Here is a 16,125-nt window from a genome sequence, read left to right as displayed (position 1 = left end):
ATCTCCGTCACCGGAACAGTCACCGGAGACGACTATGTTTATCGATCTTTCCGAAACACTGAAGTCGGCGTCTCAAACGCGGGGCTCGAGACCGCATACACCAGCGCTGAGCTGGGCCGCCCCCGGCACCTGTGGTGAGTTCGTCCAGGGACGACTCGACGGCATCGACTATCTTGTCAACAGCCCGATCGACCGCTTCTCGACGGCAACGGTACGTCCGGCCCGCCACACGGGGATTCACACTGCCGACCCCGATCGCTACAGCAAGGTGGCGCGCCTGCTGACGATGCTTGGCGCGCATGAAGCCGAGTGCGACGGCCTCGAAATCGAAATGGCCAGCGACCTGCCGACCGGAAAGGGCATGGCGTCGAGCACCGCCGACCTCGTCGCCGCGCTTGGCGCGGCACTGCATCACATGGGGATCACGCCGTCGGTGTCAGATATTTGCCGGTCGCTGATCGCGATCGAGCCGTCGGACTGCACCCACATCCCAGGCGTAGCGCATGTCGGGCACCTATGCGGCCGTGTCTTCCGGTCCTTCCTTCCCCCTTCGTGCCTGCGAGTGCTGATCCTGGATTGCGGGGGTGCGGTCGACACCGTCGGGTTCGACCGCGCGCGCGCGCACCACGTCTATGCGCGACACGAAAAAGAGGTTCGCGAAGCGCTGTGCCTGGCCCGTTGCGGCCTTGCCGCCGGTGACGCCGTGCTGCTCGCGCAAGCCGCGACAATGAGCGCCAAGCTCAGCCAGCAGATTCTCTACAAGGCCCCATTCGACGAGGTCGTCCGCATTGCCGAGGCGACGGGCGCGCTGGGCGTCAATTGTGCGCACAGCGGATCTGTTCTCGGCATTCTCTACCGACCCGACACGGCTCGGGGAACCGTGCTGCACGAGACCGTAATCCGCGAGCTTGCTGGCGCGGTGACGATCGTCGGCGACCACGCTTTCATTTCCGGAGGAATCTATGTCAACCGCCACTGACCTGCTCGCGCGCTCGGCGCACAACCCGTCGTTTTTTGCGGTGCGCAAAACTGCTCCCGCGGATCGCCCGCTTCTCGACTTCTGCGTTCCGGTGAACCTCCACTATCCAAGAGCCGAACTGCTCGCCGATGCTGCCAACCAGCTCGACGAGATCACGAAATACTATCCCGACTATGCCGATGTACATCAGGACCACTTGGCCCGGCTGACCGGCCTTCCCGCCGACTCCATCGTCGTCACAAACGGGTCGACGGAAATCATCACCGAGCTCGTTCGTGCTGCGCAAGGCCCCCTGATGACGTGCGCCCCGACATTTGGTCAGTGGACGGACCTCCCCCGCGAACATGGCAAGGCGTTCGATCTGCTGATGCGCCGGCGGGAGGACGACTTCGTGTTGGACCCGCGCCGGGTGATCAAGCACGTCCGCGCCATCCGGGCTCAAACGCTTATTCTCAGCAATCCCAACAATCCGACAGGGGTCGCAATGCCGCTCGATGAAATCAGATTCATCGTCGAGGCGCTTGCCGACCTGTCGCTGATCGTCATCGATGAATCGTTCATCGACTTTTCGGACGTCGAGAGCGCAAGTGCGCTGACGCTCGATCATCCGAACCTCATCGTCGTGAAGAGCATGGGCAAGACGCTGGGTTTGCATGGTGTCCGGCTCGGTTACGCCGTGGCCTCCCCCCGGTCGGCCGCTCGCCTCCGCCGTCAGATGCCGTTCTGGAATATCAATGGGCTCGCAGCCTTCGTCCTCTCGTGGGTTGCGGCGCGCCCGCAGGCCCTGATCGACAGCCTCGCGGCAACCGCTGCCGATCGCCAGATGATGGAGACGGCTCTGCAGGCGTTGCCGATGCTTCGGGTCTATCCGTCAGCTGCCAACTTCTTGTTCGTCGAGCTGGAGGAAGGCGTGAGCGGTACAAAGCTGCGCGAGAGGCTTCTGACCCGACATGGCATCTTCATCCGCGATTGCGGCAACAAAGTTGGTTCTTCGAGTCGGTATCTGCGCCTAGCTGTTGCGGCGAGCTCTGCCGTCACACGACTCCATGACGCGCTCTCGATTGAGCTTTCTCGGCCAGCCGGATTGCAATGCGAAGCGTGATCCACCTTATTGAATTCATCTATTCTCCGGCGAAATCGGAGACGTGGCGATCGTGCCTCTTCCGACTGCCCCCGTCCCGTCCTACGCCGGAGAACCGAAAATGATTTACCGCGGGCAGATCACGCCTTGAGGATCAGGCAGTGCCGCCAATCACCATCTCGTCGATACGCACGGTCGGCTGGCCTACACAGACCGGTATGGTCTGCCCCTCCTTGCCGCACACGCCGTTTGCCATCGCCAGATTGTTGCCGACCATCGAGACGTTCTTAAGCGCCTCGTGCCCCAGTCCGATCAGCACGGCGCCGGAGATCGGCGCGGTGATCTTCCCGTCTTCAATCAGATAGGCCTCAACCGCGGAAAAATTGAACTGGCCGCTGGTGATGTCGACCTGGCCACCGCCGAAATCGGCCGCGTAGATGCCATGCTTGACCGATGCGACGATCTCCGCGGGATCATAGTCGCCAGCCGCTAGAAAGGTATTGGTCATGCGCGGCATCGGCAAACGGTCGTAGCCGTCGCGCCGGGCATTGCCCGTCAGTCTTTGGTTCAGCAGTCGCCCGCTCGTGCGATCCTGCATCAGTCCGACGAGACGGCCGTCCTCGATCAGCACGTTTCGGGACGACGGCGTCCCCTCATCGTCGATCGCCAGCGATCCGCGCAAACAGGGCAGCGTTCCGTCGTCTATCACGGTGACGCTCGAAGCCGCGATCCGGTCGCCCATCCGATCGATGAAAACCGAGGAGCGCTTGCGATGCGCGTCGCCTTCCAACCCGTGCCCGACCGCTTCGTGCAGCAGGATGCCGGGGAACCCGTTACCAAGCACGACCGGCATCATGCCGGACGGCGCGGGCCGCGCATCCAGATTCGTCAACGCGATCCGGGTGGCAGTGGCGATCAAACGATCCAGCATTTCGCCGGTGAAATCGCTCAGCAGGTGACGCCCCCCAGCGGTTGCGCTGCCCGACGCGCGGCGGTTGCCTTCCTGCGCCAGCACCGAGAGGATCAGTTGAACCTGCGGCCGCGCATCGCCCGCCAAGGTCCCATCGCTGCCAGCGATCAGGATCGTCGAATGCGACGCCTGCAACTCGGCTGAAATCCGTACAATGCGGGAGTCAACTGCACGGCTACGCTCGTCAAGGTCCTTGAGCAGCGCGATCTTCTCTGCTGCACCCAGCGTCTCCAGCGGGTCTTCCATCGGATAGATCAGGCTCGGGGAGCCCAGAGCTCGTACCTCGACACCCCCGGTGCGCGCTGCGTCGTTGCCGTGTAGCCGCATGCTGCGCACGCTGCTGGTAGCCGCCGCGATCGACTGCGGCGAGATGGCACCCGAATAGGCAAAGGCGGTCTGGTCACCGGTGACGCTGCGCGCGCCGAACCCTTCCGAAATCGAATATGCCGCGGCCGAAACGCTGCCATTGGTCAGCCGCCAGTTTTCGGCATGGCCGGTCTCGAAATAAAGATCCGCATAATCGGCGCCGTTACCGATCAGATTCTCGAGCGCGCTGCCGACGGCTTCGCGGGTGAGGTCATTCGGCGCAAGCAGCCGCTGCTCCGCGACGTCGAGCGGCGTTAGCGCTGCCATAAGACCATTAATACCCATTGGATCCTCCTGCACCCGCTCAGCGGCCGGAAATGCGCATGCTGTTCAATAGAATCGAGCCGCTGCGGAACGCCCCGCGCCGGTAGACGTCGCCGCCCACGGTCACGAGTTCCTTCAGCATCTGCGGCAATTCACCCGCAATCGTGGTGTCCTGCACCGGGAAGGCGACCTCGCCGTTTTCCACCCAGAAGCCGGCTACTGCCTTTGAGTAATTACCTGTGACCGGATCGGCGCTGCCGCCTAGGAACTCGGTGACCCACAGGCCCGTATCCAGCTGGCGCAGCAGTTCGGGCGATGTCGCGATCGCATTGCGGCTGGAGAGGGTCAGATTGTTGCAGCCGTCGGCATTGCCCGTCGAGCGCGTGCCGAGCTTGCGTGCATTGAGGCAGTTGAGGAAATAGCCTTCGAGTACGCCGCCGCGGATCACGTGCCGGGCCGTCCCCGCGACCCCTTCATGATCGTAAGGCTTGCTCGTCAAGCCATAAGGCTCGAACGGATCCTCGACCAAGTCGATATGACCGGCAACAGCTTGTTTGCCGAGCATGTCGTGCCAGTAGGTCGCACCTTCAACCTGCGCGGTGCCCATCAACGCGGACGCCATTTCGGCGACCAGCGTCGCAGCGACCGTCGCATCCAGCAGAACCGGGGCAGTCGTGGTCGACAGCGGTCGTCCGCCCACTTTGCGCGTCGCGCGCTGTGCCGCCTTCGCGCCGACCTCATCCGCCGCGGCCAGCCCCGCAACACGCCGATCAATATCCGACCACATGTCCTGCGCCATCATCCCGTTGCGTTCGGCAATCACCGAGCACCACAGACTTTGCCGCGACGTGCGATAGACGCCGCTGAAGTCCCGGCCGATGGCGAGGGCCAAGCAAGCATCTATGCTTGATGCGCCAGCTTCGATCACGCGGACGTCTGCGGCGTCGTTCGCCGCGGATTCGATTTCAAGCGCGATCCGCCCGAGGTCCTGCGCAGTCAGCCCCGACGGCGCAAACAGTGGAACGTCTACCGCGTCCGTGCCGAGCCAAGCGAGCTCTGGCGGCGCCGAGTCTGAATCCGGCTCGACCTGATGAGCGATCAGGATCGCGCGCTCGACCGCGCGTTCGACTGCCATCGGCGAGAGTGCTGAGGTACTTGCCTCACCTGTGCGGCCGCCGACGAACACCTTGATCGACAGGGCCTGCGAACCTTCCCGGGTGGCGTTGTCGAAGTTGCCGCCCCGTGCCCGCATTGTGATACCGCCATTTTCCTTCGCCGAAGCGATGGCTTGGTCCACGCCGGCCCGCAGCGCCTGTTCCGTCGCCGCCTGCGCGATCTGCTTCAGATGGGACGGCTCGTTCAGGAGATAGCCCCCCTCACCCGCAAGTTCATGCGCGGCGTCATTCACGCCGGTTACTGCTGGCCTACTTGCCATAATCATACTCCCGGTCCGCGCGGTTCAAGTCCGCGCATCATGCGTCTGGGGTGGCGGGTGCGGCGGAAATCGCGCGCAACAGCCCGGCACGGCCGCTTTCGTAAACGCGGTCCATCGCCTCGTTCCGCAGCTCTTCCCGCCGGTCGAGATCGGACGGATTGGCAGCGGCATATATGCGGGCACCGCGTTCGAAGGCGTCAGCTTTCAGCCGCTGCGTTTCCGGGTCCTTCGGATCGCGCGACTGCGCCTCCAGCGCCTCGACCGCAGCCTGGCCTGCGCTCATGATTGCATCGAGACGGGCGTCCGCGGTGTCCGACTTTTCGTCCGTCCACTCGATCTGATGATCGATCTCGGCGAAGCGGGCAGCGATCCATGCCTGAATCACGTCGGTCGGCGCGCCGGTCGCGACGTCGATGTCCCACGCGGCAGCGGCGGCGACGTCCGACATGGCATTTGCTACCGGATCGTCACCCTGTGCCGCCGAAAGCGCAGATCGCGCCTGACGCCAGTCCGCACGGGTCGGTGCCGCGCCTCGCAGCGCCTGGAGATGCAGATCCATCACCCGATCGCAGCATTCGCGCAGCTCGGCGGCCCTCACCCCGTCGCGCAGCCCCGTTTCCGGGGCATTCCAGACCCACGCCATCCACTCTCGCACGACGGCACGCGTATCGATGCTCGGCCGGAGGACGTCGGCGACCCGACGCCAATAGGCCAGATCGTACATCGACAGGGCTTTCACCAAATGGACGAAGCTGGTGTGGAGGCCGTGCCGATGCGCGAACGTCTCGATTTCCGTCTGCTGCCCTGGTACGAGCGGCACAGGATTGGGCATCACCCCCGCTTCCGCCGCCGCGATGGTCTGCGCGAAATCGGCCGTGGCGGTTCCGGTCACTTATCGCCCTCGACCACAGCTTCGAGCGCAGCGGCGAGCTTCGACCGGCTCACGCTGCCGGTGAAACGCTGCACCGGCACGCCCTTGTTGAAGATCATGAAGGTCGGAACGCCCATAACCTTGTGCGCCTGGCTCGTCGCTTGGCTGGCATCAATGTCGACGAGGTAGACTGATGCCTCGCCTTCATATTCGCGCGCGACATCTTCGACCGCCGGCGCCATCGCCTTACACGGCCCGCACCAGGCGGCGGTGAAATCGACCAGCACCGGGCGATCGGATTTGAGAACCAGTTCCTCGAACGTCTCGTCCGTGGCGGAAAGGAGATTGGCCATGTTGTCTTCTCTTCCTTCAACAAACATCGAAACAGGAAGCGTCGTTCGATCCCCCGGCGGGGTGACGCGACGGCGCGGGCGATGCCGCAAGCGTGTCGAGCAGCAGCGCACGGAGCGCCTCCCTGCGGTCGAAGCTGCGGCTCATGCTGATCCGGTGCAACTGCTCCCACTGCGCCATCTGCTCGGCGGTCCGGGGGGGCTGCTCGGACAGGGCCTGGTGCAGGCGCTCCGTGAAATCCTCCTCGGATTCCTCGGGTTCTTGTACGATTTGCGGCCGACTGCTGAGAAACTGGTCCCACACCTCGGCATTTTCGAGATAAACATCGCGGGTCCATCCGACGGCCGTGATGGCATCCTCCAGCGAGGCTTCCCGGATCCAGGCATCGGCAACATCGGCGATTGCGCCAGGGACTTTTTCGAGGTCCCACATCGAGGCGCAGAGAGTGTCCCGCCCACTGATCGAGGCCGACAGGGACAGGGCAGCGAGAAACCTCTTGCGCGCTTCTCGCCAGTCCCGGGCAGACACTTCGCGGCCTGCCGCCGCATCGCGGTGCAACCGCATCACGTCTGCCGCCGCCATCCGGTCGCCGGCATCCGCGAACCTTTTGAGGATGGAATCCTCTAAGCCGTCCCACAAGCGAAAGAACCATGTGCGCGCTACATCGTGCGACGCCAACAGGCCCGTTGTCCGCTGCACGTCTGCAACGAACGACGCCGTACCTTCGCTCCGCCGTGCCGGGGGGAGATAGTCTCCTTCGGCCAGGGCCTTGGCGAGCAGGCCCGTCGCGCCACCCGTGTTGGCCAGCGGTCCGGCAGATGCAATGGCCGCGTCAATCACGGCCATCACTCGAATGCGACACAGTTGCCGTGCCGTCCCGAACGGTCAAAACACGGTCGCGGGGCATGGAATTGCGATCGGTGTGGGAGATGGCGACGATGGTCGACGTATCGAGCTGCTTCGCCAGCGCGCCAAGCACATCCCGCTCCGTCTCTGCGTCCATCGAACTGGTTGATTCGTCCAGGAACAGATAAGCCGGCCGTTGCAGCAGCGCGCGGCCTAGGCATAGTCGCTGCTGCTCGCCCGGCGACAGGATCTTCGACCAGGAACGCACGCTGTCCAGGTCCGGAATGAGCCGTTCGAGACGAACATCGATCAACGCCTGACGTAAGCGCTCCTGGCTGAACGTGTCCGGCGTATGCGGATAGCTGAGCAACTCGGCGATCGAGCCCGCCGGCACATAGGGCAATTGCGGCATGAACATCACCGACGCCTCCGCCGGCCGGCTGATTTCACCCGAACCAAAGGGCCATAGGCCTGCCAGCGTACGGAACAATGTGCTCTTGCCGGTGCCTGAACGGCCCCGGATCAGCCAGTTTTCGCCGCGTGGAATACGCAGTTCGTTCATCGCGATCAGCGGCTCGCCGTCCGGGGCCTGGATGATCAGGTTCTTTGCCGCGAATGTGTCGTCGCGCGATGTCGCGCTGGTGAAGCCGACCGCAGGCTCAGTATCCGTCGCCTTTTCCATGAGGCGGATACGCAGCGTCGCCGAACGCAGCAGGGCGAAGCTGGTATAGAGGGTCACGAAAGTGCCCAAGACGAAATAAAGCGCCTGGAAGGACTGGCCCGCAATCTGCAGGTCGCCGAGCTTCATCGTGCCGCGCAGCACCAGCGGAAACAGCAGAACGGTCGGGACCAGCATGGCGAAATAAGTCGACGACATCTGGATCGCCGCCAGGAAGGCGTTGGCGAAGGTGTAGGGCGTCCAGTTCTTCTGGATCAGGCGGAAATTTTGCCCGGCACGCGCCCGCTCGATCCGCTGGCCGTTACTGAGCGCGATCTGCTCGGCATATTCGCGCGCCTGACCAAGATCGTGGCGGAAGCCCGCTTCGAGCCGCTGCCGCACCACTTCGAGGCGCGTGAGCACGCGGCCGATCAGATGCGCGAGCAGGGTAAGCAGGCCGGCGGACAGCAATGCCGCGAAATACAGCGAATGCGGAATCGACACTTGCGATCCGTCCGGCATCGGCAGGGTGAAGGGCGTCTGCAACGCCCACAACGCGCCCGAATAAAGGTAGAAGGATGTGAGCGCGCCCGCGATCATCGGCAGGATGTCAGTGACGAGCAGCGCGAAGCTGTAGGAATCCTCCTGAACGCGCTGTTCGGGATGATCGATGCGCATGCTCTCGTCAGCCGCATAGAGTCCGCGCTTCAACAGCCAGCCATCCATCAGGTGATTTGCGATGAATGTCCGGATGCGGATGCGCAGCGTGAACGTCATCGTGGTGTTGACCACGGCGAGGATCAGCATGCCCGCAAGGATAGTCGCGGTGCCGGTGAGCGCCGCGACCACCGCATTGTAGTCCCCTGCGACCAGACCGTTGGTCGTGTCAGCATTCCGCATCATGAACTGCATGCCGAGCCACGACGACACGGTTGATGATCCGAAGGCGTAGATCCAAAGAAGCCCGCCGCGAAGCGGATCGGACTTGAGGTGCAGGAAGACGATACGAAATATCTGGAGGATATCTCCCCAGACGTTGCGCCCAACATATTCCTTGGGACGCTCGGTCCTAACGACGCGTTCGGCGCCGATGTCGGAAACGCTGACAGTCATTTAACGAGCTCCAGGCAAAGCGAGAGTGAGCACCAGACGCACATCCCGTCCTGGGGCTCGGGCGAGGCTGTCGGCGACTGAGGGATTGTAGAGGTTCAGGCGGTCGAAGATGTTGTCGACCGTCAGGTTCAGCTTGAGCGGCCCTGAGGTAATTCCGATCGCGGCATCGAACCGCAGATAATCGACCGCGACCCGGGGATAGCTTCGCGCGCCGGTTATGAAATCGTCGAACAGAATGCCGGCCTTGCTTTGGTAATTCGCACCGAAGCCGAGATCGAGCGACCGCTTGTCGCCGAGGCCCACGGTCTTGAGGAGCCAGGCATTGGCAACATATTTGGGCTGACCGATCCGCGACACCTCGGTCTTCGGCCGGGTGTAGACGAAGCCGCTCTGTAGGAAGAGCGTTGGCGTAATCCGACCGACCTGCGCCAGTTCGAAACCGTCAACCTGCCGGCCTTCGACGGGGATGAAGATCAGCGGATTTGCGGGATTTGGAAGTGGCTGGTTGCTCGTGGTAGATCGGAAGTAATTGGCAGTGATCGACATTCGGCTGTTGAACAGCTCGAACTTTGCGCCCACTTCATGACCCGTCGTGATGGCCGGCGGCAACAGGTCGCCATTGGCTTGACGCGCGAACTGCTGCGGCGGCGTGATCCCCTTCTGGTAGCTGTAATAGATTGATGCCCATTTGGTAGCGTCGAAGACCACGCCGCCTGTTGGCAGGAGCTTGGATACATTCGTTTCGACGGGAACAAGCAGGGGATCGTCGTTCGTAAGCCGCTCGTGGAACCAGGTCTGCCGCAGGCTCAGGAGCGCGTGGAAGCGGCCCCAGTTGATCTGGTCCTGCACGACAACACCATAGTCGCGGCGGCGACTCTGCGAGAGCAGGACGCCAGGAGTCGACGCGGTCGGTATCGCCAGTGGCGAGGGCGCGGGCAGGCCGAACCCAAAGTCGGAAACGTCGAAGTTCGTCCCCTTAGCTCCGGCATAGTCGAATGCCACGATAAGTTGCTGCTCAAGACGTCCGGTAACGAGCTTCGCGTAAAAATCGGCCGATCCGCTATATTGATCCGACTTGCCGCGATAAGCCGTAACCAGCACCGGAACATCACCGATACAACCGAACAGGCAATTGATATTGGTAAAACTCTCGTTGGCCCTTTGATAGCGTCCGCGTGCGCGCATACGCAATTCAAAATTGTTGCCGGCTACCAGATTTCTCTCGAGCTGAAGCTGCTGAGCGATCGACTCGTTCTGATAATATGTGTCGCGGCTAAAATAATCGTCGACGTCAATGATCCTGTCCTGCGAGGTATCGTTGACGTAACGCCGCGAGAAAGGTGACCGAGTGTTGTAGTATTGCGTGATGGAATCGATCTTCCACCCATCGTTTCGGTAACCGAGCAGGAACGTCCCGGATTTCGTCGACGGCTCATCGCCGCCCTGATTTTTCTGCCGCGCGAATTCCGACAGGCCGACAAAACGCCAATATAGCCGATCTTCCTCGGAGATCGCGCCACCGACGTCGGCGCTGCCGCGTACATAGCCGTAGGTGCCGCCACCGATGCTGATTTCATCGGGCGACACACCCGTCGCCAGCTTGGGTACGATGTTGAGCAAGCCACCCGCAACGGCCGTGCCGCTCAGCACCGATGACGGGCCCTTCAGGACCTCGATCGCGGCAGCGTCCACCACCGGCGATGGCCCGGCCCGGCTGGCGTTGCGTAGTCCGTTGGTGAACGACGTTCCGTTCGTGACGCCTGCGCGGGAGGAAAGCAGGAATGGCGGCCCTGGCGTGAAGCTGATGCCGGGCAGGTTGCGCAGCGCTTCCTCCAGCGACGTCACGTTCTGCGATGCCAGCACCGCTTGGCTGACCGACACCACCGTACCCGGCGTTTGCTTGAGGGGGGTGTCGGAGCGCGTCAGCAGGCTGGAATCCTCCTTGCGCAACTTGCCCCGGAAGGCCGTGACAATGATGTCGGACGAGTTCTCACCAGTGCGTGCGATGCGGACTTGGTCGTTGCCCGCCGCCGCCACATACCACTCTGACCCTGCAAGCGCCTTCTCCAACGCTTCGGCGAGCGTGAAATTGCCTTTGATCCGACCGGTCGCTTCCGAGAGACCCGGTGCATCCGGGTGCGAGAGCGAGACGATCGAGCCGCCAATCCGGGCGATTTCACGCACGACTTCGTCGCGTGGACCCCGCGGTACATCGAACTCGTACCGCGTAACGGTTTGCGCGTCGACTTGCTGCACGCACGTCATGACGGCGACAGCCACAAGAGATGTTTTCATCCAACACATCTATTGTCTCCCCAAAGTAGTTTTACGTTCCCTGCTACTTCTATGGAGCTGCTCCGACGTCCGCAAATCGCCGCGCATCTTCTCGCAGTTATATGTCTTATATTTAATTACGCATTTAACAGGCTTTGTAATTACCGAAATCTATTATTACGGTTTTTCCTGTTAATATCTAATTTTATTAGAGCACCCGCTTTAGTTATCTATAATGGTGGTAAATATAATGCAGTGATATCTTTCTTGTTTGGCGAAATAGCACCCCAATTTCCGGGGCGTCGTCAAATGCTCTTCTTGTCGACGCCAAGAGCACGATCCACGTGACGCATTGCGCGCTCCAACACGTTCAGGCGGAGCGCCCAGACCGCCATGCCCAGTGCAATTGCCCCCACTATGATGATGATCGTGCGACCGGGGATCGCTACTTGGGTAAGCTCGACTCCGCCCAGCGCCAGCCCCCAGGCGACGACGAACTGCGCAGCGTACATCGTCAGCGGTACCCGGCCAATGGTAGAGAACGGCAGCAACGCCGACCGGAAATGTTGTGCCGCCGCAAGGCAAATGCCAACCACGGCGAGTGAAAGACTCAGGCCTGTCAGCGTCTGAAACGTGGAGGCCGTGTGCGGCGCGGACGCGAACAGCATCTGCCAGGGCGCAGGATCGGTATTGTTCGGCCAGGGCGCAAACTGCTTCATCTGCTCAGCCGCCATTGCCGCCTCGGGCGTCATCGACGTGTCCATCAGAGTGACAAGCCACGCCTCGAAACCCTTGGCGAAGCCGGGCAACACCGCTCCGTTAAACCACCACATGACCGCGAAGATCACCGCACCGGGCACAGCCAGCCAACCTGCCGTCCGCACCGCGTTGAGATCGAGACGACCGATGATCATACCCACAACGAACGCAGGCGCCAGCGCCAGACCAGACAGCGGCCCCCCGGCGATGTCGGCGAGCAGACGCGTCTTGCCGAGCAGGCTTAGACCGAGCAGCATGGCGGGCGGTGCGAAGAACAGAAGCAGCACCGCCGAAATCACAAGCGTCCGCGTCGATCGGCCGACCAAGACCAATGCCGCCACGAACAGCACCGCGTAAGCCGGCAGGATGACGCCGAAGGACGTGTTCAGCATGATCAGGAGATAGCCGAGCAGGTCGATGAAGACGGCCCGGCCCAACATCCGGGTGCGGAAATCCTGCGGCGCCCCCGTGAAGCCGGAGCGCTGTGCCATCAGGCTGTAGGCGATCCCGCCGCACAAAACGAACAGCAGCGTCGTATTGCCCGAAACGATGGCGCTAACCGGAAGAGAGTCACCGAAATGCTGCAAATACATACCGATCACCGCGATACCGCGCGCTGCATCGATGCCGGTGAGGCGTGGAACAAGGGAAATTCGGGAATGAGCCTCTGGCATGGTCCTGTCCTAGAATAGGGAAAGTGCGAACACTTGGAGGTGACGTCGGCGCCCTATCGAGGAGCGAACCGCCCGCGTCGTATGATAGCGATCACCGCGCAGGGCGTGGCGCGCCGTTATTTCGCGACTTATATGGCAAACGCGCCTTGGCATGGCGTGATGATTGTTCAGCACGGCTGCCGAGGTTAGCGATGCGTCTACGAAGAGGGTGTAAGGTTTCCGTCAGCGAAGTGAAAATTTTCTGTAAAGACGCTGCCCATGGTCCTTCGCGGCTATACACCTGCATCCCGTTTAGGATCAGCCATGCAACACATCCTCCTGATCGACGACGACGCTGAATTGAGCCACATGCTAGCCGAATACCTTGTTCCGGAAGGATTCAATGTCGCGACAGCGGTAGACGGTGAAAGTGGCCTGACGCTTGCGTTGTCCGGACGCTTTGCCGCGGTCGTTCTTGACATCATGATGCCTGGCATGACCGGGATCGAGACGCTTCGCCGTATTCGGCTATCCAGTGACATACCGGTGATCATGCTGACTGCGCGGGGGGACCATTTCGACCGCATCATTGGGCTAGAGGTCGGTGCCGACGATTATGTCGCGAAACCCTATCATCCACGCGAACTCGTCGCCCGCCTGCGCGCCGTCTTCCGCCGCGTAGAGCCGCACCGGTCGCGGGGTCAGGCAAGGTTGCCGGAACTCGCCGCTGGGCAACTGACGCTGGCGTCCGACAGGCGAGAAGCATCATGGGGCGACACTAGCCTTGACCTCACGGCTACCGAATTCAACATGCTCGCCATGCTGCTTGCCGCTGAAACCGCGGTTCTGACCAAGGACGATCTTTCGCTGACCGTTCTCGGTCGCGAGCGCCAACCCTATGATCGAAGTGTCGACGTCCACATCAGCAATCTCCGCTTGAAGCTGAAGCGTTCGAGCAGAGGCGAAGCGGATATCGAAACCATCCGGGGCGTTGGGTACCGTCTAGCAATCGCCCGATGAAGCACCGCCTCTTTTGGAAAATCTGGCTGAGCTATGTGGTCGCCTTCGTTGCCCTGAGCGCTGCGTCGTCAATCATCTGGTTTCGGCCACCCGAGCCGGCCCAAACGGCCTATGCCAATTTCATGCTCGGCCAGAGCATATTGAGCAACGTTGCCGATACGGTTCGCGCCGAAGGCGCGGCTTCCGCACGACGCAAGATCGACGCTTGGCCAGCAGAAGCTCGTAAACTGGTGAGCATCAAACCGCAGGCGCCGGGCCGGCAATGTGACCCATTCAACGTCAAAGAAGACCTGGCGGTCAGCGTGGAGGGATATTGCCTACGGTATCGGCATCCACCGAATCGCATCCCGTTGACTTGGTGGTCGGCCATCACCGACATGTTCTATCCGCCTAAACATCTGTTCGTCGATCTCGCAGTCGGCTTGGCGTTCAGCATGATGCTAGCCAATTATTTGGCGCGGTCGATTACGCGACTGCGACTTGGCTTCGAGCAACTCGCGCTCGGCAAGCTGGACACTCGGCTCGTTCCGTCGATGGGAAGGCAGCGCAACGAAATCGCCGATCTGGCCCGCGATTTCGATGCCATGGCCAGTCGCTTGCAGGCATTGGTCGAACTACGCGATCGGTTGCTGCACGACGTGTCCCACGAAGTACGATCTCCGCTTGCTCGGATGCGCTTGGCCGGCAACCTGCTTCGCCGTAACCCTTCGCGGCTCGAAGCCTCTCTTGACCGGATAGAGGCTGAAACGGACAGGATCGACAGGCTCGTCGGCGAACTCTTGACGCTTGCGAGACTTGAAAGCGGAAGCGGTCATCAAGATACAGAAGTGTTCGACCTCGCGGCTATTCTCCAATTGGTGATAGCCGACGCGGCATTCGAAGCATTTGATCGCGGTGTCGGCGTGAGCGTAGTCATGCCCGTTCTTGGTCCGGCAGGCTGTCTTACGCGCGGCAGCGGCGAGTTGATCCACCGCGCCATAGAGAATATCCTGCGAAATGCCCTAAAATTCTCGCAAACGAACCAAGAGGTGAAAGTTGTTCTTGCGGAAGATCAAGGTCGGTGGATGATGACAATTGAAGATCAGGGACCAGGCATCGTCAATCTGCCTATTGCCGACGTCCTACAACCATTCGTGCGTGGGACCGCTGGGACTGGATATGGGCTGGGTCTCGCTATCGCACACCGTGCGATCACTGCCTGCGGCGGTTCCTTGCAAATCGAGAATCGTCAACCCGCCGGGCTACGCGTCGCGCTTTCGTTTCCGATCTACTCTCACGAACTCTAATTCCGGTTTTCAGCCGGTTGGTGACAATTGATACACGTAAAGCTCCGGGCTCGGCTGGGTGTCTGATCCCACAATTTGAGGGTGTGATCCTTTCGTTCAAATGGAAGGAAATCCTATGGGACAGGTACGTCAGGGGAGCGCCACGACCACGCACGCCGTCCGGGCGGCGATACAGCGATGGCAGGCTTCGCTCACGACGCTGAGCCGTGAAGTGGGGCAAGCGCGCAACCGTGGAGGATCTGAAAGACTTGGTCGAAGGCTCCTCATTCTACGACACTGACGGAAGCCGGGGAAGCAATGGTTGTGGCGTCCCGACGCCATACATCGCTACCGCTCGACGATTGCCTCTACGCCTTGCAGTCGTGGATTCTGCAGGTGAACACCGCGTGGACGTCCCTCGAACACCTGCTGAAGGCTGTATCTTATCGCATCAACACGATCCTGACTGACAATCCTGTCCTGAGCGAAGTCCAAGAGGCCATTCAGTTCGCCGAGCATCCGCGCAACTGCAACACCGCCTGGTCGCGTCTGACGTGCGTCGATATGATCTGCGAGGCGAAGGCGTAGAGATCGGCCGGCTGCATGTCGCAACGCTGATGACGCGGATGAGGCTGGAGGCGCTCTACCGCCGCGCGAACACGTCGGGGCCGGCACCGGGGCATAATGTCTGTTCGCACCTGCTGCGCAATCTGGCGGTGACGAGGCCCAAGCAGGTCTGGGCGACGGGACATAACATACCTCCCGATGACGCGCGCCGTCGTCTATCTCGTCGCCGTCATGGACTGGTTCACCCGGCGCATACTGGCGTGGCGGGTGTCGATCTCGCTGGGTGCCGACTTCCGTATCGAGGCGCTGCAGGAAGCACCAGCCCACTGCGGCAGACCGGCGATCTTCAACAGCGATGAGAGCTCGCAGTTCACCAGCACCGCGTTCACCGCCGTCCTCCTGTGCGAGAAGACCGTCATCAGCATGGACGGCAAAGGCTACTGGCGCGACAACATGTTCGTGGAGCGCCTTTAGCGCTCGGTGAAATACGAAGTAGTCTACCTCAACGCCTGCGCTTCGGTCCCCGAAGCCCGCGCCGGCATCGGCGGATACACGGCCTTGTACAATGCCGTCAGGCCGCATGCCGCGCTTGGCGGCCGCACGCCCGACCGGATATATCTCGACCAGCCGCTACTCGCAGCGGCATGATCAAC

13 protein-coding genes and 2 pseudogenes are annotated in these 16,125 nt (G+C 61.6%); 7 read left to right on the top strand and 8 right to left on the bottom strand.

From position 1 onward, the window contains the following. The first annotated feature begins 34 nt into the window (after positions 1-34). A complete protein-coding gene (locus tag GQR91_RS00480; RefSeq protein ID WP_160146769.1) occupies positions 35-979 on the top strand; it encodes a GHMP family kinase ATP-binding protein in 945 nt (314 codons plus the stop codon). Further along, positions 963-2,081, top strand: a complete 1,119-nt coding sequence (locus tag GQR91_RS00475; RefSeq protein ID WP_149682439.1) for a pyridoxal phosphate-dependent aminotransferase — start codon at positions 963-965, stop codon at positions 2,079-2,081. Before GQR91_RS00480 ends, GQR91_RS00475 begins: the two co-directional genes overlap by 17 nt. Before the next feature lie 133 nt (positions 2,082-2,214). Here GQR91_RS00475 and GQR91_RS00470 read toward each other — a convergent pair whose 3' ends face one another. The 8 genes from GQR91_RS00470 to GQR91_RS00435 form a co-directional block, all read right to left on the bottom strand. After that, a complete protein-coding gene (locus GQR91_RS00470) occupies positions 2,215-3,681 on the bottom strand; it encodes a metallopeptidase TldD-related protein (RefSeq protein ID WP_211368525.1) in 1,467 nt (488 codons plus the stop codon). A gap of 19 nt (positions 3,682-3,700) precedes the next feature. Continuing rightward, entirely contained in the window at positions 3,701-5,095 is a 1,395-nt protein-coding gene (locus tag GQR91_RS00465) for a TldD/PmbA family protein (RefSeq protein ID WP_164727716.1), read from the bottom strand. Positions 5,096-5,132: 37 nt separating this feature from the next. Next, complete coding sequence (locus tag GQR91_RS00460) at positions 5,133-5,987, bottom strand: hypothetical protein (RefSeq protein ID WP_149682441.1); 855 nt, start codon at positions 5,985-5,987, stop codon at positions 5,133-5,135. Then, positions 5,984-6,319: a thioredoxin gene (gene trxA / locus GQR91_RS00455; protein ID WP_164727715.1), complete on the bottom strand. Its 336-nt coding sequence runs from the start codon at positions 6,317-6,319 to the stop codon at positions 5,984-5,986. Before trxA ends, GQR91_RS00460 begins: the two co-directional genes overlap by 4 nt. Before the next feature lie 16 nt (positions 6,320-6,335). After that, the gene (locus GQR91_RS00450; RefSeq protein ID WP_149682443.1) at positions 6,336-7,163 is read right to left on the bottom strand and encodes a hypothetical protein; all 828 of its coding nucleotides are present in this window, start codon (positions 7,161-7,163) and stop codon (positions 6,336-6,338) included. Next, entirely contained in the window at positions 7,150-8,934 is a 1,785-nt protein-coding gene (locus tag GQR91_RS00445) for an ABC transporter ATP-binding protein/permease (RefSeq protein WP_149682444.1), read from the bottom strand. The genes GQR91_RS00450 and GQR91_RS00445 overlap by 14 nt, the downstream gene beginning before the upstream one ends. After that, positions 8,935-11,229: a TonB-dependent siderophore receptor gene (locus GQR91_RS00440; protein ID WP_164727714.1), complete on the bottom strand. Its 2,295-nt coding sequence runs from the start codon at positions 11,227-11,229 to the stop codon at positions 8,935-8,937. Positions 11,230-11,513: 284 nt separating this feature from the next. After that, positions 11,514-12,641 (bottom strand): acetyltransferase domain-containing protein, encoded by a 1,128-nt coding sequence (locus GQR91_RS00435; RefSeq protein ID WP_149682446.1) that lies wholly within the window; start codon positions 12,639-12,641, stop codon positions 11,514-11,516. 303 nt (positions 12,642-12,944) lie between these two features. Here GQR91_RS00435 and GQR91_RS00430 point away from each other — a divergent pair, with 303 nt between their 5' ends. The 5 genes and pseudogenes from GQR91_RS00430 to GQR91_RS19380 form a co-directional block, all read left to right on the top strand. Then, positions 12,945-13,640 (top strand): response regulator transcription factor, encoded by a 696-nt coding sequence (locus tag GQR91_RS00430; RefSeq protein WP_149682447.1) that lies wholly within the window; start codon positions 12,945-12,947, stop codon positions 13,638-13,640. Beyond that, entirely contained in the window at positions 13,637-14,926 is a 1,290-nt protein-coding gene (locus GQR91_RS00425; RefSeq protein WP_149682448.1) for a HAMP domain-containing sensor histidine kinase, read from the top strand. The genes GQR91_RS00430 and GQR91_RS00425 overlap by 4 nt, the downstream gene beginning before the upstream one ends. 115 nt (positions 14,927-15,041) lie before the next feature. Beyond that, a pseudogene (locus tag GQR91_RS19385) lies at positions 15,042-15,295 on the top strand (IS481 family transposase); the annotation flags it as partial. Between the two features lie 6 nt (positions 15,296-15,301). Beyond that, positions 15,302-15,493: a hypothetical protein gene (locus tag GQR91_RS19210; RefSeq protein WP_211368524.1), complete on the top strand. Its 192-nt coding sequence runs from the start codon at positions 15,302-15,304 to the stop codon at positions 15,491-15,493. Then, positions 15,475-16,120 (top strand): annotated as a pseudogene (locus tag GQR91_RS19380) (IS3 family transposase); the annotation flags it as partial. The gene GQR91_RS19210 and the pseudogene GQR91_RS19380, both read left to right, overlap by 19 nt. Positions 16,121-16,125 lie beyond the last annotated feature (5 nt).

The organism is Sphingomonas carotinifaciens, assembly GCF_009789535.1.
GTDB classification, from domain to species: Bacteria; Pseudomonadota; Alphaproteobacteria; order Sphingomonadales; family Sphingomonadaceae; genus Sphingomonas; species Sphingomonas carotinifaciens.
Note: the sequence above shows the minus strand (reverse complement) of the source record. Positions and strands in the feature narration are given on the sequence as shown.

Bases quoted from the DNA above. Each gene is read 5' to 3' on its own strand.
- GQR91_RS00480 (WP_160146769.1), top strand. From the start codon at position 35: ATGTTTATCGATCTTTCCGAAACACTGAAGTCGGCGTCTCAAACGCGG.
- GQR91_RS00475 (WP_149682439.1), top strand. From the start codon at position 963: ATGTCAACCGCCACTGACCTGCTCGCGCGCTCGGCGCACAACCCGTCG.
- GQR91_RS00470 (WP_211368525.1), bottom strand. From the start codon at position 3,681: ATGGGTATTAATGGTCTTATGGCAGCGCTAACGCCGCTCGACGTCGCG.
- GQR91_RS00465 (WP_164727716.1), bottom strand. From the start codon at position 5,095: ATGGCAAGTAGGCCAGCAGTAACCGGCGTGAATGACGCCGCGCATGAA.
- trxA (WP_164727715.1), bottom strand. From the start codon at position 6,319: ATGGCCAATCTCCTTTCCGCCACGGACGAGACGTTCGAGGAACTGGTT.
- GQR91_RS00450 (WP_149682443.1), bottom strand. From the start codon at position 7,163: ATGGCCGTGATTGACGCGGCCATTGCATCTGCCGGACCGCTGGCCAAC.
- GQR91_RS00445 (WP_149682444.1), bottom strand. From the start codon at position 8,934: ATGACTGTCAGCGTTTCCGACATCGGCGCCGAACGCGTCGTTAGGACC.
- GQR91_RS00440 (WP_164727714.1), bottom strand. From the start codon at position 11,229: ATGAAAACATCTCTTGTGGCTGTCGCCGTCATGACGTGCGTGCAGCAA.
- GQR91_RS00435 (WP_149682446.1), bottom strand. From the start codon at position 12,641: ATGCCAGAGGCTCATTCCCGAATTTCCCTTGTTCCACGCCTCACCGGC.
- GQR91_RS00430 (WP_149682447.1), top strand. From the start codon at position 12,945: ATGCAACACATCCTCCTGATCGACGACGACGCTGAATTGAGCCACATG.
- GQR91_RS00425 (WP_149682448.1), top strand. From the start codon at position 13,637: ATGAAGCACCGCCTCTTTTGGAAAATCTGGCTGAGCTATGTGGTCGCC.